Below are 23,942 nucleotides of genomic sequence, written 5' to 3'. Positions count from 1 at the left end.
AGCCGGCTGACCACCTGTTCTCTTTTGCGGCCCGAGGAACATATCGTTGCCTGGGGGGTGCATTGGAGCAACGTCGTGGCCCTCACCTCGCAACAGAAGAAAACCGTCCTTGCCTCCTTCCTCGGCTGGACGCTCGACGCTTTCGATTTCTTCCTTCTGACCTTCCTGCTCACCGACATCGCAACCGAATTCAACACCGACGTTCCTGCGGTCTCCAAGGCGCTGTTCCTGACGCTGGCGACGCGCTTCATCGGCGCCTTCTTCTTTGGCATGCTCGCCGACAAATACGGCCGCAGGCCCATCCTCATGCTCAACATCGTCAGCTATTCGGTGATCGGCGCGCTGGCCGCCTTCTCGCCCAATCTCGGCATTTTCCTCGCGCTGCGCGCTCTGTTCGGCATCGCCATGGGCGGCGAATGGGGGCTGGGCAGCTCGCTCGCCATGGAGTCCATTCCGCCGAATGCGCGCGGCATGGTCTCGGGCATCCTGCAATGCGGCTATCCGACCGGCTATCTGCTGGCGGCCGTGGTCTATGGCCTGCTCTACCAGCAGACGATCGGCGGCTACACGATCGGCTGGCGCGCCATGTTCCTGCTCTCCTTCCTGCCGGCGCTGATCGTTCTGTTCATCCGCTCGCACGTGCCGGAATCGCCGGCTTTCGTCGAGGCGCAGAAATCCGTCAAACCGGGACTTCTTGAAACGCTGCAGAAGCACTGGGGCGTTGCCGTCTATGCGGTCGTGCTGATGATGTTCTTCAACTTCTTCAGCCACGGCACGCAGGATCTCTATCCGACCTTCCTGAAGAAGCAGCATGGCTTCGACCCGCATACGGTGAGCTGGATCACCATCGTCGCCAATATCGGCGCCATCGTCGGCGGGCTTGCGTTCGGCGCGCTGTCGGAGAAGATCGGCCGCATCAACGCGATCACGCTCGCCTGTCTGATCGCGCTGCCGGCGATCCCGCTCTGGGCTTACAGCTCGACCCCCTTCATGCTGGCCATCGGCGCTTTCGTCATGCAGGTCGCCGTGCAAGGCGCCTGGGGCGTCATCCCGGTGCACCTCAACGAGCTGTCGCCGGGTGCGGTGCGGGCGACCTTGCCCGGCTTCATCTACCAGGCCGGCAATCTCGCGGCGTCCTATGGCGGCCCCTACCAGGCCGGCATCGCCGAGGCGCCCGGAGGCAGCTATGGCTACGCGCTGGCGCTGTTTGCCGGCGTGGTCGCCGTCTGCATCATCGTCGTCATCCGCTTCAGTCCGGAGCGGCGCGGCCGGGTGATGACGGTGCTCGGCTGAAGAACTAGGCCCTCATCCCATTCTGAGGGCCACGACGCCGGCGACGATGCTGAGCGCAGCGGCGCCGCGCCAGCCAGTCATCTTTTCGCCCAGCGCGAAGACCGAGATCATCATGGCAAACAGGATCGAGGTCTCGCGCAGCGACGCCACCGAGGCGATCGGCGCCTTGGTCATCGCCCACATCACGATCCAGTAGGCGGCACCGCTGAGCACGCCGGTGAACAGCCCCGCCTTCCAGTCGCGCGCCAGCACGGGCAGTGCCTTGGGCCCGCGGAAGACGAGGCACAGCACCAGCGCGCCAAAGGCGTCGCAGATGAACAGCCAGGCGGCATAGCTCTGCGCCGTCGCCGCCAGCCGAGCACCGCTGCCGTCGGAGAGCGTGTAGCTGGAGATAAAGATCGAGGTGCCGAGCGCAAAGCCGACCGCGCGAAGATTGAACCGCTCCAGATGTACGCCGCCGCGAAACGACATCACCAGCGTTCCGGCCGACAGCAGCAGGATGCCGAGGATGGCGAAAGGCGCCGGCATCTCCTGCACCACGACAATGCCGCCGAGCGCGGTCAGCAGCGGCGCCGTGCCGCGCGCCAGCGGATAGGTCTGGGCGAAATCACCCGCCTTGTAGGCGCCGATCAGGAAGGTCCGGTAGCCCATGTGAAAGATCACCGAGGCGATGATATAGGGCCACACTTCGACCTTCGGAAACTCGACGAAAGGCAGCACGAACAGCGCGGCAAAGCCCATGCCCAGCGTCATCAGCGTGATCGACAGGAAGCGGTCGAGATGCACCTTGACCAGCGCGTTCCAGATCGCATGCATGGCGGCAGCGGCAAGCACCGCGAAGAAGACGAAAAGCGTCATGGAGGGCTCAACGACCTCCCGAGCCCAAAGGCGTTTCGAGGTCGATGTCGACCCGAACCGGGAAGTGATCGGACGCCACCTCGCCGATATCGGCACGGACCGAGCGGACGCGGTCCGAGAACATGCCACCGAGGAAGCAATGGTCGAGCCGGCGCTTCGTCACCTTGCCGTCGATGGTCTTTACGTGGGTGTGGAAATCCGCCGTCGGCTCGCTGGCGACCGAAGCCGCATCGACAAAGCCATCGAGATAGGCGGCGCCGCGATGGTATGGCGTGCTGCCGACGATGCGGCGATACTCGGCACTTCCCGGTTCCATGTTGAAATCGCCCATCCAGATAGCTGCCGTCGGGCTTTCCGGCTCGGCTTCCCCGCTGGTCCAGTTGCGCGAAGGCTCGTCGTCGATGCCGCTCCACGGTCCGCCTTCGGACGGCGCGCGGCGATGCTCGTTGAGCAAATAGTCGATCTGTTCCAGCCGCTCCTCCGCCGCGATATGGGCGAGATGCAGCGACAGGAAACGCACCGGGCCGGCCGGTGTGCGGATCATGCATTCGAGTGCGGCGTTGCGGGTGTTGAGCGGCCTCAGCGTGCGCCGCATTGGCAGCGCGTGCAGCCGCGACCAGACGATCGGCAGTTTCGACAGCAGCATGGTGCCGAACTGCCGGCGGCGGCTGACGATGCGTCCGTCGCGCCGCTCGCTGGCATCCATGTCGAAGGCCGGGCCGTAGACCCAGTGATAGTCGGGCAGCAGTCGCGACAGGACCTCCGGCTGGTCGTCCTCATTGCTCCGCTGCCAGTGCCGCTCAACCTCCTGCAGAGCGATGATGTCAGCGCCGTCAACGATCCGCGCGGCGCGCGTCAGATCGTAACGGCCGTCGCTGCCGAACCCGTACTGGATGTTGTAGCTGACCAGCTTCATTGCTTATCCGGCTCAGTTTCGCTGTTGGCAGTAGCGGTTCGGCGATAGGCTTGCAATGGACCGCCGCGGCAACGGCGCTGGGCCAGCTTACCAAGTGGTGAGCGGCTGAAAACTTCCCGCCGGCGACGCCGCCAGTTCCGCCCAGTCGATCTCTTCCTCCAGCCGATGATAAGCCTCGTCGCCGATCGTGCCGTTGCGGCGCAGTTCTTCCAGCGTGTCGCGCTGGCGGTTGATGGCATAGAGGCGCAGCCGGTCATATTCGGTCGCGGCTTGAGCGTCATCCGGATTTTCCGCGATCACGCGCTGCGCCTCATACTGCTCGCGCACGACGGCGGCCGCGGCGGAAGTCTTCCGGTTCAGCACGTCGAGTGCGGCCTGCATGATAGCAACGCGCGCCTGCGCAACCTCGTTGTCGACCGTTCTGTCCGGATCGAAGTTGATCCAGCGCAGCAGCGGCTTCAGGGTCATGCCCTGAAGCACCAGCGTGCCCAGAACCACTGCGAAGGCGGCAAGCACGATCGGGTCGCGGTGGGGAAAATCGGCCGGCAGGGCAATGGCCACCACCAGCGTCACCAGCCCGCGCATGCCGCACCAGCCGACCAGCACGGCGCCGCCAAATGTCGGCAGATCGCGCCGTGCCTCTTCGCTGCCGAGGCGGGCAAGCCATCTGATGATGGCGACGTAACTCCCGACCCAGACCAGCCGCGCCACGATGACGACCACCAGCACGGTTCCCGCGAAGAGAAAGGCTTCGCCCTGCCCGTCGCCGGCAAGCCGGCCGACGATCGAGCGAGCCTGCAGGCCCATCAGCACGAAGGCCAGCACATTGAGCACGAACACCGCCGACTCCCACACCGAGTAGGTGCTGACACGGCGTCTGGCCGACATACGCCGCGGCGCCCTGCGTGCGATAGTGATCGCGTAGACGACGATGGTGATGATGGCGGACAGACCGAGCTTGTCGGCGATGATCCAGACGGCAAAGGTTCCGGCGAACTGCACCACCGTGCTGCTCGCCGCGTCCTCGATCCGGCCAAGCGTCAGCAGCGAGATCCGGCCGAACACATAGCCCGCGACCAGACTGCCGATCGTTGCCAACAGGATCACCGGAATGGCGTTGCTCAGCATGATCGTGCCGAGCGCGGCCGAAACCGCCAGCCGGTAGATCAAGAGCGCGGTGGCATCGTTGAGCAGGCTCTCGCCCTGCAGGATGGCGGTGATGCGGTGCGGCACCTTGAACTGGCTGAGCACGGCAGATGCGGCCACCGCGTCCGGCGGCGCGACGATGGCGCCAAGCGCGACCGCCGCCGCGATCGGCAGGCCGGCCATTTTCCAGCCGACAAAGGCAACCACCACGGTGGTGAAGACCACGGCGCCAAGCGCCAGCAATGCCAGCGACAGCCGGTAGCGTTTCAGGTCTCGCAGCGAAGTGTCATAGGCGGCATCGAGAAGCACCGGTGCGATGAACAGCGCAAGCGCCAGTTCCGGATCGATCTCGATCGTCGGCGCACCCGGCACGAAGGCGATCGCGACGCCGGCAAGAGCCAGCAGGGACGGATAGGGAATCTCCAGCCGTCGCGACAGCGCCGTCAGCGCGACGGCAGCCAGAAGCAGGACAAGGGTCAGTTCGAAAAGGGCCATGGCCCATCGTAGCGGCGAAGCGGCATCATGGGCAGTGGCTGGATGGCAAGATGCTGTTGATTGTCCAGCGCATTCCCGCTCCTGGCCGTAGGCGCGGGTCGGATTGCCTGCGTATAGGATGGGTCATGATCCTCATTGGCCAGTATGACTCGCCCTTCGTCCGCCGCGTCGGCATCGCCATGACCCTCTATGGCATTGCCTTCGAACATCGGCCCTGGTCGGCCTTCGGCGAGGCCGATGAGATACGCCCCTACAACCCGCTGACGCGCGTGCCGACACTGGTGCTCGACAATGGCGAGGTGCTGATCGAGAGCCACATGATCCTCGACTATCTCGACAGCCTCGTGCCGACCGACAAGAGGCTGTTTCCAGCGAGCGAACCGACGCGGCATCAAGCCCTTAAGGTCGCTGCCCTGGCGATAGGCCTCGGCGACAAGATCGTCAGCCTGTTCTACGAAGGGCGCCTGCACGACAAGGTCTCCGACCTCTGGGTCGGCCGTTGCCGCAAGCAGATCGAGACGGTGCTGGCTGTGCTTGAAGCGGACCGCGCCGCCCGGTCAGGCACCTGGTGGTTCGGCAACCAGTTCGGTCATGCCGACATAGCGGTGGCTGTGATGCTGCGCTTCCTCGGCGATGCTCATCCGGGGCTGGTTTCGTTGGCCGACTTCCCGAAGCTGGAAGCCCACGCCGCGCGGATGGAAGCACTGCCGGCCTTCCAGGAGATTTCGCAGCCGTTCATCGCGCCGGCTTGACCTGTCGAAGGCATCGGTCGTTTACTGCGGAACGCTGTAATTCACAGGTTTTAGCCGCATAAGGAGCTCTCCGTGCAAAGACTATTCATAGCATTGTGCGCGCTGATACTGCTTTCACCCGCTGCCAAGGCTTCCGCGCTTTACGACGAACTGAAAGCGGCAAAGATCAAGCTTTTGGGGACGCCGCGGTCTGACCCAGGTATGGGGCTGTGGGCGCAACAGACGAACGAGAAAGCCCTCCCTCTCCTGGAAGGGAAATGGCTCGATCTGGGATATGCCGACGTGACCAGCGAGGACGGCGTAAGGAAAAATTGCCTCGACTACGGCGTAAACTTCAAGAAACTGACTGACTATTCCTTTGAAATGATAATCCACCCGGTGCGGGCGAAGCAGGCGATCCACAGAGAGTACATTTTCAGAAGAGGCATGACCTACAGCTATCGATGGAACGTCCAAGAGAAAATGGACGTCCAAGGGACATTGGGGGGAAATGGCAAAGAGATCCTCAGAACGGCCAATGGCACAAGCGCATTGATGATGATGACACCCAACACGCTGATCGAGGTCGATTTCGACTACGGAATGCCTACGCTCTGGGGCCGCTGCCCGACCGAATAGAACGGCGGCCCTTTGCCCGGTGACCTAAACGGTGCCCGTCGTTCCTAGTGCAGCACCAGCATATCGCTCGACGAGAACGATATGTCGGCCTTCTCGCCGACAGCGGGTGGCGGCGTGGCCGGGCTGTTGAACGTGTCCAGCGACACCGTGTTGCCGCCTATGCCGACGCGAACGCGGATCACCGAGCCGAGGAAATGCACTTCGGTGATTTCGCCCGAAAGGCTTGAGTCACGACCGGGCTGGCGCCCCAGCGAAATCGCCTCGGGACGGAGCGCCAGCGACAGCATGTCACCGGACTTCGAACCGTTGAGCTTGCCCTTCAGCGACACTTCCTGGGTGTTGACCTGCACCGTGCCGGCCGCGGCATCGGTGACCTTGCCTTCGAGCACGTTCAGCGTGCCGACGAAATTGGCGACGAACTTGGTTGCCGGGCGATTGTAGATCTCGAACGGCGTGCCGACCTGCTCGGCCTTGCCGCCATACATGACCGCGATGCGGTCGGAGATCGACAGCGCCTCTTCCTGGTCATGGGTGACGAAGATGGTGGTGATGCCGAGCTTCTTCTGGATCGAGCGGATTTCCTCGCGCAGCGACACGCGCACCTTGGCATCAAGCGCCGACAGCGGTTCATCGAGCAAGAGCAGCTTCGGCTTCGGCGCAATGGCGCGAGCCAGCGCGATACGCTGCTGCTGGCCACCGGAGAGCTGGTAGGGATAGCGGTCGGCCATCTGCGGCAGCTTGATGATGTCGAGCATCTCGGCAACGCGGGCATCGATATCTGCCCTGGGCATGCCGGCGACCTTCAGTCCAAAGCCGATGTTCTGCGCCACCGTCAGGTTGGGGAACAGCGCATAGGCCTGGAACACCATGCCGACATTGCGCTGGTTTGGCTTCAGCCTCGTGATGTCCTTGCCTGCAACGACGATCTTGCCCGCCGACGGCTCTTCGAAACCGGCGACCATGCGCAGAACGGTGGTCTTGCCGCAGCCGGACGGCCCGAGGAAGGAAACGAATTCGCCCGGCTCGACATCGAGATTGAAATCCTCGACCACAGTGGTGGCGCCGAAGGATTTTCGCACATGCTGGATGGAGAGGAATGGTTCGGCCATGGCTTTTTCTTTCGATCAGTACTTTGTCTATCAGTTCGGGCGGTTCGCCGATCTCGGCGCGAACCGGGACAAAATCTGGATCAGCGACATGCAGCCCCAGGTGATGGCGAAGGCGATGATGGCAAGCGCCGCCGGCTCATAAGCGCGGTTGGCGCCAACGTTTTGCAGATAGGGGCCGAAGGCGGGCCGATTGAGCAGGCTGGCCATGGTGAACTCGCCGATGACGATGGCGAACGTGAGGAAGGCGCCCGACAACACCGCGATCAGCACATTGGGCAGGATCACTCGACCAATGATCGTGCCCCAACCGGCGCCCAGAATCTGCGCCGCTTCCGTCAGCGTACGCACGTCGATGGTGCGAAGTCCGGTGTCCACAGCACGGTACATGTAGGGCAGCGCCAGCATCGCATAACCGATGACCAGCAAGGCATTTGTACCCATGTCAGTCGCCAGGAACGGCAGCGGCGAATTCGAACCGTACATCCTGATATAGCCGAAGACGATGACGATGGCCGGAATGACCAGCGGCAGCAACGTGATAAACTCGACGATCGGCCGCAGTTGCGGCAGGCGCAGCCGAATCCAGTAGGCGGCGGGCACCACGATCAACACGCCGAGAATGATGGTGAAGACGGCGGCGAGCACCGAGTAGCCAAAGGTCGCCTGAAAACGAGGGTCGCCAAGCACGATCTGATAGGCATCGAAGGAATAGGCGCCGCGCCGCATGCGCATGGAAAATTCCACGGTTGCGATCAGCGGAATGAAGAAATAGGCCGCGCCCAGCGCGAAGACGACCCAGGCCCAGAATTTGCCGGACTTCATTTCAGCCACCTCTCCGAACGCGTCCGGAACCAGATGTAGAAGACATTAGCGAGCCCGGTGATGACGATCATGCCGAAGGCGATCGCATAGCCGAGATGAGCATTGTGCAGCACGTCGCCGCGGATCTGCGCATAGAGCAGGATCGGCACGATGTTGAGGGAGGAGCCGGTCAGCGCATAAGCGGTGGCGATCGCGCCGAAGGCATTGGCAAACAGCAGGATGACCGTGCCGAGGAAGCTCGGCCAGATCACCGGGATCACCACCATGCGCCAGTATTGCGCCTGGGTGGCGCCGAGCGTCGCGGCGGCCTCGCCCCATTCCTTCTTCAAACCGTCGATCGCCGGCGTGATGATGACCACCATCAGCGGGATCTGGAAATAGACATAGGTGAGCGTCAGGCCCCAGAACGACAGGATGTTGAAGCCGTGTGCGTAGATGTTGAGGCCGAACACCGTGTTCAGAAGCACCGTCGCGAGACCGAGCCGTCCCAGTGTCGCGAGGAAGGCGAAGGCCAGCGGTACGCCGGCGAAATTGGAAGCAACGCCGGAAAAGGTTAGCGTTGCCGAGCGTATCCACTCCGGCAGGCCGCCGCGCACGATCGCGATGGCGATGGCGAGCCCGGCGAAGGCACCGATCAGCGCCGAGGAAAGGCTGACCTTGAGCGAGATCCAGTAGGCGGCGACAATCGATGGCTGCGCCAGGGCCGCTATGTTTTCGAACGTGAATTCGCCGGCATCGTTCTGGAATGCGCCCAGCATCAGATAGAGCGTGGGCAAGATCAGGAACATGATTGCGAAGATGAAAAATGGCGCGACACCGAGCCATTGCGTCGGCAGTCGCAATGCGCGCGCCTCGCTGGGCGGCGCGGTCTTCCCGGCGACTGCGTGATCGGAAAGCGAGAGATCTGTCATGCGCCGGCTACCGTCTCCGAGGAAAACCGGGCGGCCGCGAGGCCGCCCGGTTGGCTTCAAGCCTTACTTGACGTTGGCGCCGACGACGGCATCCCAGTTCTTGGTGACGGCTTCCTTTGCCTTGCCCTGCTCGTCCAGCGTCGGGAACACCGCCGCAGCGTAAGCCTCAGCCGGCGGCAGCTTGGCCATCACGTCCGCCGGGAGCTTGCCGTTCTTGGCAAGATCGTTGAAGCGGATCGGGTGGCAATAGCCTTTCAGCCAGCCGATCTGGCCTTCGTCGGAGTAGAGATACTCCAGCCACAGCTTGGCAGCGTTCGGATGCGGTGCGAAAGCACTGATAGCCTGCACGTAGACGCCGGCAACGACACCCGTCTTCGGCACGACGACGTCGACGGGCGGATTACCCTTCAGCGTGTCGCGACCGGCAAGTGCATTGTAGTCCCAGGTCACCAGGATCGGCGTCTGGCCTTGAGCCAGGGTCGCCGGCTTGCCGATGACCGGCACGAAATTGCCGGCGGCATTGAGCTTCTTGAAGAAGTCGAGGCCGGCGGTACCGGCAGCTTCGCCGGCAGCCGCGCCGCCTGAAAGGCCCGCCGCGTAGACGGCCTGGATGGCCTGGTTCGAGGCGCGCGGGTCGCCTGCAAGCGCCACGGTGTTGGCGAATTCCGGCTTCAGCAGGTCAGCCCAGTCAGCCGGTGCTTCCTTGACGAGATCCTTATTCACCAGGAAGGACAGCACGCCGTAGTAGTCGCCGGTCCAGAAACCGTCGGCATCCTTGGCGCTGTCCGGGATCGAGTCCCAGGTCGACACTTTGTAGGCCTGGATAAGGCCGTCGGCCTTGGCGGTCGGGCCGAAGGATAGGCCGACATCAATGACGTCGGGAGCCTGCGGGCCCTTGTTGTCCTTGTTGGCCTTGATCGCCTCGACCTCGTCGCCGGAGCCGGCATCGGGATTGAGTTCGTTGACGGTGATTTCCGGATACTTCGCCTTGAAACCGTCGATGACGGCGCCATAGCCACACCAGTCATGCGGCAGCGCAATTGTGGTGAGCTGGCCTTCCTTCTTCGCCGCGGCAACCAGTTCATCCATGGACTGGGCCGATGAGATAGCAGAGGTCGCCATGAGGGCGACGGCCGATAGGGAAAGCACTTTCCCCGTAAACTTGAACATGTGTTCTCTCCGTTGAACTGGCGTCGCTGGACGCCTGCGATGCGGTATCTTTTTCATATGACAGCCAGATGAAAGCTTTTTGAAACTGGCCCCGGCGGTACGAAAAGTTAACTCTTTTTAACGGGCTGTAGCAATCAGCCTCCACTTAATTTCCCGGCTAATGGTTTATGGCCTTGCCCTTTGCCCCCTTGCCCTTTCCTTTCCCCTCGTTTCCAGATCACTTCCGGCGCCGCAATCCGCCTCAGACGGTGCCGGCTATTGCATTTTCGAGCAGCGTCAGCGCCGCCTTCTTGGTCAGCTTGACCGGGTTGCCGCCGGCGGTCGGATCGACCACCGCCATGTCGGCGATCAGCCCCTTGCGCTTCTTGTCCATGTCGAGCCCCTTGATCAGGCCGGGCAGCGCATGCGGCACCTTGAGCTCCTTGCGCAGCTTGATGATCGCTTTGGCAAAGCCGTCGAAGCCGCCCTTGATGCCGCAATAGGCGGCGAGCCGGGCGATGCGCTCCTCGATCGAGTCCCGGTTGAAGGCCAGGACATAAGGCATGAACACCGCATTGGTCATGCCGTGATGGGTGTCGTAAAGCGCGCCGATCGGGTGTGACAGCGAATGGATGGCGCCGAGCCCCTTCTGGAAGGCGGCGGCGCCCATGGCGGCCGCGCTCATCATATGGGCGCGGGCGACCAGGTCCTTGCCGTTGGCATAGGCCTTGGGCAGGTTCTCGAACACCAGGCGGATGCCTTCGACGGCGATGCCGTCGGCCATCGGGTGATAGCCCGGCGCGCAATAGGCTTCGAGACAGTGGGCGAGCGCATCCATGCCGGTACCGGCGGTGATGAAACCCGGCATGCCGACCGAGAGTTCCGGATCGGCAATGACGATTGCCGGCAAAAGTTTCGGATGGAAGATCACCTTCTTGGTGTGCGTCGCCTCATTGGTGATGACGCCGGCGCGGCCGACTTCCGAGCCGGTGCCGGCCGTGGTCGGCACCGCGATGATCGGCGCGATCGCATCCGAATTGGCGCGCGTCCACCAGTCGCCGACATCCTCGAAATCCCACACCGGCCGCGTCTGCCCGGCCTGGAAGGCGATCAGCTTGCCGAGATCGAGCGCTGAACCGCCACCGAAGGCGATGACGCCGTCATGCTTGCCTTTCTTGAACACGGCGATGCCGGCGGTGAGGTTGGAATCGACTGGGTTCGGCTTCACCTCGGAAAACACGCCATAGGGGACCTTGGCGTCGTCGAGGATCTTTAGGGTCGAAGCGACGACCGGTAGCTTGGCCAGCCCCGGATCGGTGACGAAGAGCGGCCGCTTGATGCCGGTGGCGGCCAGCACGTCGGGCAATTCCTTGATGCGCCCGGCGCCGAAGCGGACGGTGGTCGGATAGTTCCATTTGGAGATCAGCTTGGACATGTCTTGTCTTTCAAAAATCAGATGGCTTCGCGCAGGTGGAAGGATTTCGGCCGGGTCAGGTTGTCATAGCCGAGCGCCGACAGGGCAACGCCCTTGCCGGTGTCCTTGACGCCGGTCCAGACCAGCGCCGGATCGAGGTAGTCGCAGCGGTTCATGAACACGGTGCCGGTCTCGACACGATCGCCGATCGACACGGCGTGCTCGATGTCGCCGGTCCAGATCGAGGCGGTCAGGCCGTAGGGGCTGTCATTCATCAGCGCGATCGCCTCCTCGTCGTTGCGCACCTTCATGATGCCGACGATCGGACCAAAGCTTTCCTCGCGCATGACGCTCATCTGGTGGTCGACACTGGTCAGAACTTCCGGCGCCAGATAGGGCGAGCCGGCTTTATCGTTAGCCACCTTCATATTGATATGTGCCACCGCGCCCTTGCGCAGCGCCTCGGCCTTCTGCTCGCGGATCAGGTCGGCAAAGCGCGCCTGCGCCATCGGCCCCATTGTCGTCGCCTGCTCCAGCGGATTGCCGACGACATAGTTCTTGGTCTCGGCAATGAAGCCTTCGACGAACTGGTCGTAGACCTTCTCATGCACATAGACGCGCTCGATGCCGCAGCAGCATTGGCCGGAATTGTAGAAGGCGCCGTCGACCAGATTGGCCACCGCATGGTCGAGCTTGGCGTCGGGCAGCACATAGGCCGGATCCTTGCCGCCGAGTTCGAGGCCGAGCGTCATGAAAGTGCCGGCCGCTGCCTTTTCGATGGCGCGGCCGCCGCCGACCGAGCCGGTGAAGTTGACATGGTCGATCTTGCCTGAGCCGAGCAGCTTCTCGGTCTGCGCATGGTTGAGCACGACATTCTGGAACACGCCCTTGGGCAGACCAATCTTGTCGAAAGCCTGCTGGAAACGTTCGCCGACGAGCAGCGTCTGCGCCGCATGTTTCAGGATGACGGTGTTGCCGGCCATCAGCGCCGGCACGATGGTGTTGACTGCGGTCAGATAAGGATAGTTCCACGGCGCGATCACCATGACGACGCCGAGCGGATCCTTCTTCACATAGCGGCGGAAGCCGTCCTTCGGATTGGATGCCGGCACGGATTTCAGCGCCTGTTCGGCAATCTCGACCATATAGTTGGTGCGTTCTTTGACGCCGCCAAACTCGCCGCCATAACGCACCGGCCGGCCCATCTGCCAGGCGATCTCCGGCACGATCTCGTCGGTCATGGCGACCAGCGCTTCCAGCATCGCCAGCATATACTTGCCGCGCTCGACGATCGGCGTCTGCGCCCACTTCTCCTGCGCCGCCTTGGCGCGCTCGACCGCGGCATTGATCGCCTGGTCGGTCGCAATCGGGCGCTCGGCATAGATCGAACCATCGATGGGGGATTTGAGTTTGACCGTTTCGGTCATTTTGTAAGTCCTTGTACTTTTACAACAATCAAGAATGACATGGCTTGGCGCTGCCCGCTCCAACGCTGGCGCACTCCTTCCCCATTCTCAACGGGGAAGAGTGCGAGGCAGCCGACGTTTCGCAGGCTACCCTAGTACCGCTCGAACCCCCTGTGCAGTTCCCAATCCGTAATCCGGCGGTCGTATTCGAACTGCTCCCACTTGGCGGTGTGGACATAATGTTCGAGCACATCGTCACCGAGCGCCTGCTTCAGCATCTTCGACTTCGCCAGCGTCTCGGTGGCGTCGCGCAGTGTCTTCGGAATCTCCGGCAGGCGCGAGGCCTGATAGGCGTCGCCGACGAAAGGCTTCTGCAATTCGAGCTTCTCATCGATGCCAGCAAGGCCGGCCGCGATCAGCGCGGCGAAGGCGAGATACGGGTTCAGATCGGCGCCGCCGATACGGCATTCCATGCGGATGCCCTTGGTGCCCTCGCCGCACAGGCGGAAGCCGGCGGTGCGGTTGTCCTCGCTCCACATGATCTTGGTGGGCGCGAAGGTGCCGGCCTGGAAGCGTTTGTAGGAATTGATGTAGGGCGCCAGGAACCAGGTGAACTCCTTGGCATATTTCAACTGTCCCGCCGCCCATTGCTGGCCGAGTGTCGACAGCGTCCAATCCGCCTTTTTGTCGAAGAACAAAGGCGTCTTGCCGTCGGCGCTCCACAGCGAATTGTGGATGTGGCTGGAATTGCCAGCGAGCCCGTAATTGTATTTCGACATGAAGGAAATCGACTTGCCTTCGGACTCGGCAATCTCCTTGGCGCCGTTCTTCAGGATGACGTGGCGGTCGGCCATGTCGAGCGCTTCGGCATAGCGCACATTGATCTCTTCCTGGCCCGGACCCCATTCGCCCTTGGAGTTCTCGATCGGGATGCCGGCCGCTTCCATCTCGTTGCGAAGCCGGCGCATGACGCCTTCTTCCTTGGTGGTGATGCCGATCTGGTAATCGCCGATATAGGGCGAAGCGGTGTCAAGACCCTGCCAGTGCTTCTTGCGGGCGGAATCGTAGGTCTCGTTGAACAGATAGAATTCGAGCTCGGAAGCGAAGTAGCCGATATAGCCGCGCTCTGAGAGCCGCTTGACCTGCTTCTTCAGAATGGCGCGCGGCGAATGCGGCAAGTCGTCATGGGTGTGGTGGTCGAGCACGTCGCAGATCACCAGCGCTGTCTTTTCCAGCCACGGAATGCGCCGCAGCGTCGAAAGATCCGGCTTCATGACGAAGTCGCCATAGCCCTTCGACCAGCTTGCCGCCTTGTAACCTGGCACCGGCTCCATATCGATGTCGGCGGCCAGCAGATAGTTGCAGCCATGCGTCTCGTCATGGGCGGAATCGACGAAATATTGCGCGAGGAAACGCTTTCCCGCGAGCCTGCCCTGCATGTCGACGATACAGGCGAGCACCGTGTCGATCTCGCCATTGGAGACCGCTTTCTTCAACTGATCGAATGAGAAATTTCCGGCCATTCCTTTGGCACTCCAGCGCTGGTCGTTGAGAGGGGTAAACGAAACCATGGCCGGCGCGAGGCCGGCCATGGTCGTGATGGATGACGTCAGTGGCCGGTTTCGCCGACCGCCTGTTCGGCTGCCTTGATCGCTGCCTGACGCGCCGCGATGATGTCGCCGAGCGGCGGACCCTGGAAGCGGTTGCGTTCGAAAGCGAACCACACGATCGCCGTCAGGATGAAGAAGCCGACGGTGATGTAGAGCGCCCAGTCGTTCGGCGGCTGGATGCCGATGACGAAGATCAGGATCATCGAGATGATCGAGAGAACGCCAAACAGCATGAAGATGCCGCGGCCCAGATTCCACGGGCCCATCTTGTCCCACTTCGGCGTGCCCCAAGCCAGCATGCCGAGCACGATCGGCACGGTGAACGACAGGAACAGGAAGATGACGGTGCAGGACACCACGATGGTGTAAGCCGAGGTGCCGGCGACCGAAACCAGCGTCGAACCCCAGACGAACAGCACCGACAGGATCGATGCCGTCCAGATCGCCGCCACCGGCGTGCGGTAGGTCGGGCTGACCTTGGCGAGCGCCGCCGAGCCGGGCAGGCCGCCGTCACGCGAGAAGGCGAAGATCATGCGCGAAGCCGATGTGACGGTCGCGAGACCGCACAGCAGCTGGGCGATGAACACCACGAGGTACACGAACTCCTTGAGGCCGGGGCTGACGCGCTGGTCGAAAGCCCAGAAGAACACGTTCCAGCCCTGCTTGGCGGCGTCGTCCATGTTCGGGATCATCAACACGAAGGCGGCCAGGAACAGATAGCCGAACACCGCCGACCAGATCACCGACATGACCATGGCGCGCGGCACCGAGGACGCCGCCTTGATGGTTTCTTCCGAGGTGTGCGCCGAAGCATCGTAGCCGGTGATGGTGTAGATCGGCAGGAGCAGGCCGAGCGCGAACACCCAGGCATTCGAGACCGACGGCCAGACGCTGGCGCCGGCCTCACCCGAGTAGTTGTGGAAGGTGAAGAGCCGGCTGAAGTCCCAGGTCTCGGCGGAGAACAGGCAGACAACCGCGATCAGGATCGAGCCGAAGAAGATCAGATAGCCCGAGAAGTCGGTCAGCTTCGCCGTCAGCTTGATGCCGAGATGGTTGATCAGTGCCTGGGCGCCGGTGATGATGACCAGGAAGATCATCTGGTTGGTCAGCGTGCCCTCGATGCCGAGCGTCGGTCCGAAGGCGCCGACGAAGAACGTCCAGGTGCCGACATTGATGGCGCCGAGCACGGTGATCAGTCCGAGCAGGTTGAGCCAGGCCGTCACCCAGCCGGTGCCGCGATTGCCGAGGATCGAACCCCAGTGATAGAGGCCACCGGCCGTCGGATAGGCCGAGCTGATCTGCGACATGGCGACCGCGAAGGTCAGCGAGACGAAGCAGCCGACCAGCCAGCCGATGCCGATGCCGATGCCGCCGGCGCCCGACGTTGCCTGCGCCAGCGAGTTGATGCCGCCCGACAGGATGCAGATGATGGAGAAGGAAACCGCGAAGTTCGAGAAGCGGCTGAGCCGCCGCTCCAGTTCCTGGGCATAGCCCATGCTGTGGAGGTGCTTTACGTCCTCCGCCTTGTCGACGTCTGAATAACCCGGTGCTGCCATTTGAAGTCCCCTTTGCGTTCTTAGCTGGCGGGCCCTGCTCCGGCCGGCGTGCGCGGCCGGAGCAGTAGTCTTGCTGTTAGCCGGCCGTCTGGCCAACGGCTTTTTCCGCCGCCGCGATCTCCACAGCGCGGCGGGCGATATCGGCGCCGATCGGCGGGCCTTTGAAGCGGCGCGACTCGATGCCGAACCACAGAACCACGAGCAGAACGATCAGGCCGATGGCGTAGTTGATCAGGATGTCGAATGGCGGCTGGATGCCGGCATACATCAGGACCAGAACGCCAAGCACCGTGATGACGGCGAATGGCTTGGACCAGATGCCGAGGCGGAACGGACCGAATTCGGTCCAGCTCTTGCCCTCGGCAAGCAGGCCAGCCGCCACCGGCATGGCGTAGGACACGTAGAGGAACAATGCACAGCCGGCGGCTAGTGCGGCAAAGGCCGGCGAGTACAGTGTCGCCGCGATTGCAAGCACCGCTCCGAGCCAGATCGCCGCCACCGGCGTACGCCATGTCGGGCTGACGGTCTTCCACACCGACGAACCGGGCAGGCCGCCGTCACGCGCAAAGGCGAAGATCATGCGCGAGGTCGACGTCAGTCCGGCGAGCGCGCAGATGAAGTTCGCCAGCACGATCGCGATGGCAATGATGCTCTTCAGCCAGAATGGTGCCGGCAGGTTGTTGAAGAGATTGAACCAGGCATTGGCGCCATCCTTGGCTGTTGCTGCCAGGTCGGGGCTGGCCAGCACGAACGACACGGCCATGACGAGGCCGAAGACCAGCGACCACAGAACCGAATGGATCATGCCGCGCGGCACCGCCACGCGGGCATTGTGGGTCTCTTCGGACGTGTGGGCCGAGGCATCGAAGCCGGTGATCGTATAGAGCGGGTAGAGCAGGCCGATCAGGAAGGCGACGAGTGCCGTCCGTGCGGTGGGAACGTATCCGGCGCCCGGATCACCGGTGTTGTTGACGAAGGTGGTGAGCCGCGAGAAATCCCAGCTTGCGCCCCAGATCAGGAACATCGCCGTCAACACGACGGCGACGATCAGAATGAGGTAGCCCGAGAAATCCGTCAGTATGGTGGTGAGCTTGATGCCGAAATGGTTGATCAGCGCCTGTGCGACGGTGATGATCACAACGCCGATCACCTGCTCCTGATAGCCCCACGCCGATACGTCGTGGCCGAACACGCCGGACCAGACGAGATCTTTGAACAGTGCATAGACGCCGACATTGACCGATGCGACGACGAAGATCAGGCCGAGCAGGTTGATCCAGGCCGTGGCCCAGCCCCAGCCGCGCCCGCCAAGAATTGACGACCAGTGGTAGAGACCGCCGGCCGTTGGGTAGGCCGAGCCAATCTGCCCAAGGGACGCAGCCACGATAAGAGCAAAGACACCGCCGATGATCCAGCCGACAGTCGCCTCGAAGCCGCTGCCGGTCGCCATGGCCAGTGGGAAGGACGTGATGCCGCCCGCCAGAATGCAAATGATCGAAAAGGAAATTGCGAAGTTCGAGAAGCCGCTCATCCGGCGAGCCAACTCCTGGGCATAGCCCATGCTATGGAGGGTTTTTACGTCCTCCGACCTCTCATGGTCTGATGTATCCGGTCCTGCCATTTTCGTCCCCTGTTGTTTCTAGCTGGCCGATTGAACTGATTTTCCCATTGCGTGTCGTCGGGAGCCCTTGGCCTCCTCGGGCTCCAGATCCGAAAAAATGCCGGTGAGCAGATCCGCCCATTTCCGCTGCCCGGTCTCGCCGGAGATTTCGTCGTTGCGGATTTCGATCATTGCGCAGGCAAGGCCGCGCGAGCGCGCATGGCGCTCCAGGGTGAAATAGACGCGGTCGGCCGGCGAATAAGGTTCGTTGACGCCGACGGTGACGCCGGAGAGACGCTGCAGCGCCGCTATCAGCGGCGACGCCAGCCGGCGGTCGTCATCATGGATGATGCCGATATGCCAGGGCCGGCTCTTGCCTTTGTAGACTGGGGTAAACGAGTGCACCGACACCAGCCGCGTCTCCTGCCCGCGCGCCAGCCGGTCGTCGATGATGTTGGCGATCGTGTCGTGGAAGGGGCGCCACGACAAAGCGATGCGTTCGGCGCGCTCACTGTCCGACAGGCCGGCATTGCCGGGGATGGTCGTCGTCTCGCTGACCGGCGGCACCAGGTCGGGCGCGTCGAGCGGACGATTGCAGTCGACGATGAGCCGCGAGATGCGGGTTTCGATGAGCGCCGCATCGAGCGCTTCCGCCATGCGGCTTGCCACAGGCAGCGCGCCGGGGTCCCAGGCGATGTGGCGGGAAAGATCTTCTGCGCTCAGGCCGAGCGTGCCGAATTCGGCCGGCAGGAAGTTGGAAGCGTGGTCGCAGGTCAGCACGAAAGGACTGGACCCGCCGGGGTTCGTCACCCCTACGGTATCAGACGATGCAAGGCTGGCGGGCCGTGCTCTCTCCATACTGCCGTCCCCTGGGGAGCGCTGTATCTTATGTTACGTATTTTGCCTCATTGCGTCCCTGTGGATGATTTCATACAGTTTATCCGGCTTTGTCAAACGCGATTTCGGGGAAGCGGTGTAGACCGGGCCAAGGGCGGGGGAAAACCATGATTTCCAGCATTGCCGAACTGATTTCGGACCGCATCGGCACGATGCCGGCCGGCGAGCGCCGCGCCGCGCAGACGCTGATTGCCAACTATCCGTTGATCGGGCTGAAGACGGTCGCCGAGTTCTCGGCCGCCGCCGGCGTGTCGTCGCCGACCATCCTGCGCTTCGTCTCCAGGCTGGGTTTCCAGAACTATCCTGAATTCCAGTCGGCGCTGCAGGACGAACTGGCGGCGCAATTGCAGTCGCCGGCATCGCGCACGCTCAACCCGGCCTCCCCGAGCGGCGCGATATCGCCGATGCTGGAGGCGACGCTGGACAATATGCGCGAGACCTTCCGGCATCTCTCCGACCGGCAGCTTGCCGATATCGCGGCCAGGCTTGCCGAGCGGCGCGGCAAGACCTTCTTGATCGGCGGCCGTTTCACCGATCCGCTGGCGCGCTACATGGCTGCCCACCTCGCCATCATCCAGCCCGATGTCTATCACCTCGCCGGCCAGGAGAGCATCTGGCGCGATCGGCTGATCGACATGGGCAAGCGCGACGTGCTGGTGATCTTCGACATAAGGCGCTACCAGGACAGCCTGGTGCGCTTTGCCGAGACGGCGCATCAGCGCGGCGTGCAGATCGTGCTGTTCACCGACCAGTGGCTGTCGCCGATCGCCCGCTTCGCCCGCCATGTCATCGCCGGACGCACCGCCGTGCCCTCGGCCTGGGATTCCTCGGCGGCGCTTTTCGTCGTCGCCGAGACGCTGATCGGCGCCGTCACCCGGCAACTCGAGGCCGACAGCGCCAAGCGCATCCGCGACCTGGAAGGACTGCGCTGACAGCCTCAATCCCCGCCGCAGGCGCGCAACGTTACGCAGATTTAATGTGCATGGCCGCGGCAGAATTGCCATAAAGCCATGATATTGCCGTGGCTTCGCACATACCGGGTGCGTCGCTGCGCGTTTTTGCTTGGGGAGACCGGTAGACGTTTTGCCAACCGGAGTGCCGATGGCCGCCTGGAAACAGATCGTTTTTGCGCTTGTGATCCTGGTCGCGGCTGCCCTCGCCTGGGCGCGCTTCTTTCCGGGCGCGCCGGAGGTTCTGGCACGCTGGGGCATCGACTGGGCCTATGCCTCGGCGCCCGCCACCACCGGCGCGGTCGACACGACGAAACAGGCAGGCGGCCGTAACGCCGCCGGCCGGCCGGCGAATGTCGTCGCCTTGCCGGCAGGCACCGCAACCATCAACGATCGCTTGCAGGCGATCGGCACCGGCCGCGCCAACGCCTCGGTCACGGTCAACCCGTACAGCTCCGGCCGGCTGGTTGAATTCCTCGTCCAGTCCGGCACCCGCGTCGACAAGGGGCAGGTCATCGCCGTCCTCGATTCCGAAACCGAGGTGATCTCCCAGGATCGCGCCAAGCTCGCTCTCCAGGATGCCCAGGACAAGCTCGAGCGGGTGAAATCCCTGCGCGCCTCCAACGCCGCGACCCCGGTCGCCGTCGCCGATGCCCAAGTGGTGCTGGCCGGCGCAAAACTCGCGCTGCAGGACGCCGAACTCGCCTTGCAGCGTCGCTCGATCGTAGCACCGATAGCGGGCACGGTCGGCATCCTGCCGATCTCGGCCGGCAACTACGTGACCAGCCAGTCAGCAATCGCCACGCTCGACGACCGCTCTTCCATCCTGGTCGAGTTCCTGGTGCCCGAGCGCTTTGCCGCCGCCGTCAAGGTCGGCGCGCAGCTGTCAGCGACGCCGATCGCCAATCCGAGCAAAGCCTATACCGGCACGGTGTCGGCCATCGACAACCACATCGACGAAAAGAGCCGCACCCTTCTGGTCAAGGCGGCTATCGCCAATCCGGCGGATTCGTTGCGCGCCGGCATGTCGTTCGGCATCACCATGCGCTTCCCCGGCGACACCTATCCGGCCGTCAGCCCGCTGGCGATCCTGTGGGGCTCGGATGGCGCCTATGTCTGGCAGGTCGAGGATGGCAAGGCCAGGCGCGTTCCCGTGCGCATCATCCAGCGCAACACCGAGACGGTGCTGATCGACGCCGAGATCGAGGATGGCGATATGGTGGTGACCGAAGGCACACAGAGTGTCAGCGAAGGCGGCGAGGTCCGCATCGCCGGCCAGCGCGCCGCGAACGCCGCCGAAGGCTCATGACCACGACCACAAACGCCGCCAGCGAAACCGGCTTCACCGCGCTCTTCATCCGCAGGCCAGTCATGGCCTTCGTGCTCAACACGCTGATCGCGGTGGCTGGCCTTGCCGCTTTCTACGGCGTCGAGATCCGCGAACTGCCCGATGTCGACCGCGCCGTCGTCACTGTGTCGACCGTCTTCGAGGGTGCGGCCGCCGAAACCGTCGACCGCGAACTGACCGACACGATCGAAGGCGCGGTGGCCCGCGTCTCCGGCGTCAAGTCGATCTCGTCGACCTCTTCCTTCGGCCAGAGCCGCGTCACCATCGAGTTCAATGACGGCGTCGACTTGAACGTCGCCGCTTCCGATGTGCGCGACGCCGTCGGCCGCGTCGCCAACATGATGCCGGAGACCGCCGATCCGCCGCGCATCGTCAAGGCCGACGCCAATTCCGATGCGGTGATGCGGCTGGCGGTCACCTCCGATAGCATGTCGGTGCAGGACATGACGGTGATTGTCCAGGACCAGATCGAGGACGAGCTGGCTGCCGTGCCCGGTGTCGCCGACGTCCAGGTCTATGGCGACCGCGACAAGATCTTCCGCATCGATGTCGACCAGAACAAGCTGGCCAGCCTCGGCTTTACCGTCGCCGATTTGAGGGCGGCACTTGGCTCTGTGGCCTTCGATTCACCGGCCGGTTCGATCACCACCACCAACCAGGACTTGATCGTTCGCACCACAGCCGATGTGACGACGCCGGAGGAATTCGAAAACATCATCATCGGCGGCACGACGCGCATCCGCGACGTCGCCACCGTCACGCTTGGCCCCGATATCGGCCAGACCTCGCTGCGCTCCGACGGCAAGACCGGCATTGGCCTCGGCATCATCCGCCAGGCGGAATCGAACACGCTGGATATCTCCACCGGCGTGAAGGCGGCAGTCGCCAAATTGCAGGAGAACCTGCCCAAGGGCATGTCGATCAAGATCACCAGCGACGACGCCGTCTTCGTCAACGGCGCCGTGCACGAGGTCGAGATCGCACTCGGACTGTCCATCTCCATGGTGCTGATCGTCATCTATGTCTTCCTGCTCGACTGGCGCGCGACGCTAATCCCCGGCCTGTCGATGCCGGTCGCCATGATCGGCACCATCGCCGCCATCTATCTCGCTGGGTTTTCGATAAACATCCTGACCCTGCTGGCGCTGGTGCTGGCGACAGGCCTGGTCGTCGACGACGCGATCGTCGTGCTCGAAAACATCGTGCGACGGCGCAACGAAGGCATGGGTCCTCGCGCTGCCGCCGTGCTCGGTGCACAGGAAGTGTTCTTCGCCGTCATCGCCACCACGCTGACGCTGGTTGCCGTCTTCGTGCCGATCTCGTTTTTGCCGGGGCAGACCGGCGGCCTTTTTCGCGAATTCGGCTTCGTGCTCGCCATGTCGGTGCTGCTCTCCTGCGTGGTGGCGCTGACGCTGTGCCCGATGCTGGCCTCGCGCATGCTGACCGGCGCCTCCCTCCACCACGAAGGTGGCCATGGCATGGGCGCGCGCATCGGCGGCGCGCTGAATTCAGCCTACAAGCGCGGCCTGCATGCCTGCCTCGGCGCGCCATGGATCGTGCTTCTGGTCGCGGTGCTGTTTGCAGGCGTCGCCTTCAGCCTGTTCGGCACCATCCGCCAGGAGCTGACGCCGAGCGAAGACCGCGCCGTCGTGCTGTTGCGCATCAATGCGCCGCAAGGCGTCAGCCTCGACTACACCACCCAGCAGATGCAGAAGATCGAGCGGTTGATCCAGCCGCTGCGAGATTCCGGCGAGATCGTCTCAACCTTCGAAAACGCCGGCCAGAACGGCGCCTATAACTCCGGCTTCATGGTGATGACGCTGGCCCCGTGGGACGAGCGCACGCGCAGCCAGCAGGAGATTATGGCGCAGATCACCCAGCTGACCCGCCAAGTGCCGTCGGTGCGCATCTTCCCGGTGCAGGCCAACAGCCTCGGTATCAGAGGCGCCGGCAACGGCCTGCAATTCGCGCTGGTCGGCAACGACCGCAAGGCGCTCGGCGACGCGGCAGTGAAGATCATCGCGCAGATGCAGGCCGACCCGCGCTTCCAGACGCCACGGCTTTCCGTCGACCCGACGCAGCCGCAGCTGGCGGTGGCCATCGACCGCGAGCGCGCCTCCGATCTCGGCATCGACATCACCGGGCTCGCCAACACCTTGCAGGCGATGCTCGACGGCAACGATGTCGTCGACGTCTACATCGCCGACCGCAGCTATGGCGTGAAGCTGGTCTCGACCACCAACCCGATCAACGATCCCACCGATCTCGAAAACATCTTCCTGAAAACCGCCGACGGCCGCTTCGTGCCGATGTCGACCATCGCCACGCTGACCGAGCGCGCCGTGCCGCCATCGCTGACGCGTGAGCAGCAGCAGCCCTCGGTGGCGATCACCTCCAATCTGAACGGCAATTTCGCACTCGGCGATGCGCTCGGTGTCGCCGAGCAGATCGCCACGCCGCTGCTGCCGCCGGGCAGCCGCATCCTGCCGCTGGCCGAGGCCGCGACGCTTGGCGAAACCAACAGCGCCATGGTCACCATTTTCGGCTTCGCCCTGGTCATCATCCTTCTGGTGCTTGCCGCGCAGTTCGAAAGCTTCGTCAGCGCAATCATCATCATGGCGACGGTGCCGCTCGGCCTTGCCTGCGCGATCTTTGCGCTGCTTTTGTCCGGCACCAGCCTCAACGCCTACAGCCAGATCGGCCTCGTGCTGCTGGTCGGCGTCATGGCCAAGAACGGCATCCTCATCGTCGAATTCGCCAACCAGCTTCGCGACCGTGGGCTGGGCGTGCGCGAGGCGATCGAACAGGCCTCGATCATCCGCCTGCGGCCGGTGATGATGACGATGATCTGCACCATCCTCGGCGGCGTGCCGCTGGTGCTGGCCGCCGGCGCCGGGGCGGAGGCGCGCATAGCGCTTGGCTGGGTCATCGTCGGCGGGCTGGGGCTGGCCACCGTCTCGACGCTGTTCCTGACCCCGGTCGCCTATCTCCTGCTCGGCCGCTTCGTCACGCCGAAGACGCATGAGGAAGCAAGGCTGAAGCGCGAGCTGGAAGAGGCGGCTTATACGAATGTCGAGCCGGCGGAGTAGTTG

The 23,942-nt window shown here is 63.3% G+C and carries 19 protein-coding genes; 6 read left to right on the top strand and 13 right to left on the bottom strand.

Translation table 11 applies throughout. The annotated features are described in order from the left end of the window. Window positions 1-75 precede the first annotated feature (75 nt). Window positions 76-1,293, top strand: coding sequence for an MFS transporter (locus AC1DZ8_RS10200; protein ID WP_477303778.1), 1,218 nt, complete (start codon window positions 76-78; stop codon window positions 1,291-1,293). Between the two features lie 12 nt (window positions 1,294-1,305). On the opposite strand, the gene AC1DZ8_RS10195 is transcribed toward AC1DZ8_RS10200, so the two are convergent. The 3 genes from AC1DZ8_RS10195 to AC1DZ8_RS10185 all read right to left on the bottom strand — a co-directional run bounded on the left by AC1DZ8_RS10195 (window position 1,306) and on the right by AC1DZ8_RS10185 (window position 4,708). Then, window positions 1,306-2,151, bottom strand: a complete 846-nt coding sequence (locus AC1DZ8_RS10195; RefSeq protein ID WP_477303780.1) for an EamA family transporter — start codon at window positions 2,149-2,151, stop codon at window positions 1,306-1,308. A 7-nt stretch (window positions 2,152-2,158) separates the two neighbouring features. After that, the gene (locus tag AC1DZ8_RS10190; protein WP_477303782.1) at window positions 2,159-3,067 is read right to left on the bottom strand and encodes an endonuclease/exonuclease/phosphatase family protein; all 909 of its coding nucleotides are present in this window, start codon (window positions 3,065-3,067) and stop codon (window positions 2,159-2,161) included. A gap of 87 nt (window positions 3,068-3,154) precedes the next feature. Further along, window positions 3,155-4,708 carry a cation:proton antiporter gene (locus AC1DZ8_RS10185; protein ID WP_477303784.1) on the bottom strand — a complete coding sequence of 518 codons (1,554 nt, stop codon included), beginning with the start codon at window positions 4,706-4,708 and terminating at the stop codon, window positions 3,155-3,157. 125 nt (window positions 4,709-4,833) lie between these two features. Here AC1DZ8_RS10185 and AC1DZ8_RS10180 point away from each other — a divergent pair, with 125 nt between their 5' ends. Together AC1DZ8_RS10180 and AC1DZ8_RS10175 are read left to right on the top strand one after the other, a co-directional pair. Next, window positions 4,834-5,460 (top strand): glutathione S-transferase family protein, encoded by a 627-nt coding sequence (locus AC1DZ8_RS10180; protein WP_477303786.1) that lies wholly within the window; start codon window positions 4,834-4,836, stop codon window positions 5,458-5,460. A 72-nt stretch (window positions 5,461-5,532) separates the two neighbouring features. Beyond that, on the top strand, window positions 5,533-6,078 hold the full coding sequence (locus AC1DZ8_RS10175; protein ID WP_477303788.1) for a hypothetical protein: 546 nt from the start codon (window positions 5,533-5,535) through the stop codon (window positions 6,076-6,078). A 44-nt stretch (window positions 6,079-6,122) separates the two neighbouring features. On the opposite strand, the gene AC1DZ8_RS10170 is transcribed toward AC1DZ8_RS10175, so the two are convergent. From AC1DZ8_RS10170 to AC1DZ8_RS10125, 10 genes are all read right to left on the bottom strand, one after another. Beyond that, window positions 6,123-7,187 carry an ABC transporter ATP-binding protein gene (locus tag AC1DZ8_RS10170; RefSeq protein ID WP_477303790.1) on the bottom strand — a complete coding sequence of 355 codons (1,065 nt, stop codon included), beginning with the start codon at window positions 7,185-7,187 and terminating at the stop codon, window positions 6,123-6,125. 30 nt (window positions 7,188-7,217) lie between these two features. Continuing rightward, window positions 7,218-8,009, bottom strand: a complete 792-nt coding sequence (locus tag AC1DZ8_RS10165; protein ID WP_112559241.1) for an ABC transporter permease — start codon at window positions 8,007-8,009, stop codon at window positions 7,218-7,220. Beyond that, a complete protein-coding gene (locus tag AC1DZ8_RS10160; protein ID WP_112559240.1) occupies window positions 8,006-8,920 on the bottom strand; it encodes an ABC transporter permease in 915 nt (304 codons plus the stop codon). Before AC1DZ8_RS10160 ends, AC1DZ8_RS10165 begins: the two co-directional genes overlap by 4 nt. 63 nt (window positions 8,921-8,983) lie before the next feature. Further along, window positions 8,984-10,090 carry an ABC transporter substrate-binding protein gene (locus AC1DZ8_RS10155; protein WP_142866056.1) on the bottom strand — a complete coding sequence of 369 codons (1,107 nt, stop codon included), beginning with the start codon at window positions 10,088-10,090 and terminating at the stop codon, window positions 8,984-8,986. Between the two features lie 241 nt (window positions 10,091-10,331). Next, window positions 10,332-11,504: an iron-containing alcohol dehydrogenase gene (locus tag AC1DZ8_RS10150; RefSeq protein WP_352556036.1), complete on the bottom strand. Its 1,173-nt coding sequence runs from the start codon at window positions 11,502-11,504 to the stop codon at window positions 10,332-10,334. 17 nt (window positions 11,505-11,521) lie between these two features. Next, a complete protein-coding gene (locus tag AC1DZ8_RS10145) occupies window positions 11,522-12,910 on the bottom strand; it encodes an aldehyde dehydrogenase family protein (protein WP_477303793.1) in 1,389 nt (462 codons plus the stop codon). Window positions 12,911-13,041: 131 nt separating this feature from the next. Beyond that, a complete protein-coding gene (locus AC1DZ8_RS10140) occupies window positions 13,042-14,412 on the bottom strand; it encodes a glutamine synthetase family protein (protein ID WP_477303795.1) in 1,371 nt (456 codons plus the stop codon). Window positions 14,413-14,498: 86 nt separating this feature from the next. Continuing rightward, window positions 14,499-16,055, bottom strand: coding sequence for an amino acid permease (locus tag AC1DZ8_RS10135; protein WP_477303797.1), 1,557 nt, complete (start codon window positions 16,053-16,055; stop codon window positions 14,499-14,501). A gap of 76 nt (window positions 16,056-16,131) precedes the next feature. Beyond that, entirely contained in the window at window positions 16,132-17,676 is a 1,545-nt protein-coding gene (locus AC1DZ8_RS10130) for an amino acid permease (protein WP_477303799.1), read from the bottom strand. Window positions 17,677-17,694: 18 nt separating this feature from the next. Then, window positions 17,695-18,513: an N-formylglutamate amidohydrolase gene (locus AC1DZ8_RS10125; protein ID WP_477303801.1), complete on the bottom strand. Its 819-nt coding sequence runs from the start codon at window positions 18,511-18,513 to the stop codon at window positions 17,695-17,697. A gap of 146 nt (window positions 18,514-18,659) precedes the next feature. Between AC1DZ8_RS10125 and AC1DZ8_RS10120 the strand changes: the two genes are divergently transcribed. The 3 genes from AC1DZ8_RS10120 to AC1DZ8_RS10110 all read left to right on the top strand — a co-directional run bounded on the left by AC1DZ8_RS10120 (window position 18,660) and on the right by AC1DZ8_RS10110 (window position 23,939). Then, a complete protein-coding gene (locus tag AC1DZ8_RS10120) occupies window positions 18,660-19,484 on the top strand; it encodes a MurR/RpiR family transcriptional regulator (protein WP_203278607.1) in 825 nt (274 codons plus the stop codon). A gap of 169 nt (window positions 19,485-19,653) precedes the next feature. Continuing rightward, the gene (locus AC1DZ8_RS10115) at window positions 19,654-20,811 is read left to right on the top strand and encodes an efflux RND transporter periplasmic adaptor subunit (RefSeq protein WP_477303804.1); all 1,158 of its coding nucleotides are present in this window, start codon (window positions 19,654-19,656) and stop codon (window positions 20,809-20,811) included. Continuing rightward, complete coding sequence (locus tag AC1DZ8_RS10110; RefSeq protein WP_477303806.1) at window positions 20,808-23,939, top strand: efflux RND transporter permease subunit; 3,132 nt, start codon at window positions 20,808-20,810, stop codon at window positions 23,937-23,939. The genes AC1DZ8_RS10115 and AC1DZ8_RS10110 overlap by 4 nt, the downstream gene beginning before the upstream one ends. The last annotated feature ends 3 nt before the right edge of the window (window positions 23,940-23,942 follow it).

Source organism: Mesorhizobium sp. P2_F7, assembly GCF_056403695.1.
This window is presented reverse-complemented; position numbering and strand designations above follow the sequence as displayed.

Excerpts from the sequence above, each read along its gene's own strand:
- AC1DZ8_RS10185 (WP_477303784.1), bottom strand. The coding sequence starts at position 4,708 with ATGGCCCTTTTCGAACTGACCCTTGTCCTGCTTCTGGCTGCCGTCGCG.
- AC1DZ8_RS10130 (WP_477303799.1), bottom strand. The coding sequence starts at position 17,676 with ATGGCAGGACCGGATACATCAGACCATGAGAGGTCGGAGGACGTAAAA.
- AC1DZ8_RS10135 (WP_477303797.1), bottom strand. The coding sequence starts at position 16,055 with ATGGCAGCACCGGGTTATTCAGACGTCGACAAGGCGGAGGACGTAAAG.
- AC1DZ8_RS10160 (WP_112559240.1), bottom strand. The coding sequence starts at position 8,920 with ATGACAGATCTCTCGCTTTCCGATCACGCAGTCGCCGGGAAGACCGCG.
- AC1DZ8_RS10150 (WP_352556036.1), bottom strand. The coding sequence starts at position 11,504 with ATGTCCAAGCTGATCTCCAAATGGAACTATCCGACCACCGTCCGCTTC.
- AC1DZ8_RS10125 (WP_477303801.1), bottom strand. The coding sequence starts at position 18,513 with ATGGAGAGAGCACGGCCCGCCAGCCTTGCATCGTCTGATACCGTAGGG.
- AC1DZ8_RS10145 (WP_477303793.1), bottom strand. The coding sequence starts at position 12,910 with ATGACCGAAACGGTCAAACTCAAATCCCCCATCGATGGTTCGATCTAT.
- AC1DZ8_RS10155 (WP_142866056.1), bottom strand. The coding sequence starts at position 10,090 with ATGTTCAAGTTTACGGGGAAAGTGCTTTCCCTATCGGCCGTCGCCCTC.
- AC1DZ8_RS10110 (WP_477303806.1), top strand. The coding sequence starts at position 20,808 with ATGACCACGACCACAAACGCCGCCAGCGAAACCGGCTTCACCGCGCTC.
- AC1DZ8_RS10120 (WP_203278607.1), top strand. The coding sequence starts at position 18,660 with ATGATTTCCAGCATTGCCGAACTGATTTCGGACCGCATCGGCACGATG.
- AC1DZ8_RS10115 (WP_477303804.1), top strand. The coding sequence starts at position 19,654 with ATGGCCGCCTGGAAACAGATCGTTTTTGCGCTTGTGATCCTGGTCGCG.
- AC1DZ8_RS10195 (WP_477303780.1), bottom strand. The coding sequence starts at position 2,151 with ATGACGCTTTTCGTCTTCTTCGCGGTGCTTGCCGCTGCCGCCATGCAT.
- AC1DZ8_RS10165 (WP_112559241.1), bottom strand. The coding sequence starts at position 8,009 with ATGAAGTCCGGCAAATTCTGGGCCTGGGTCGTCTTCGCGCTGGGCGCG.
- AC1DZ8_RS10180 (WP_477303786.1), top strand. The coding sequence starts at position 4,834 with ATGATCCTCATTGGCCAGTATGACTCGCCCTTCGTCCGCCGCGTCGGC.
- AC1DZ8_RS10190 (WP_477303782.1), bottom strand. The coding sequence starts at position 3,067 with ATGAAGCTGGTCAGCTACAACATCCAGTACGGGTTCGGCAGCGACGGC.
- AC1DZ8_RS10170 (WP_477303790.1), bottom strand. The coding sequence starts at position 7,187 with ATGGCCGAACCATTCCTCTCCATCCAGCATGTGCGAAAATCCTTCGGC.
- AC1DZ8_RS10140 (WP_477303795.1), bottom strand. The coding sequence starts at position 14,412 with ATGGCCGGAAATTTCTCATTCGATCAGTTGAAGAAAGCGGTCTCCAAT.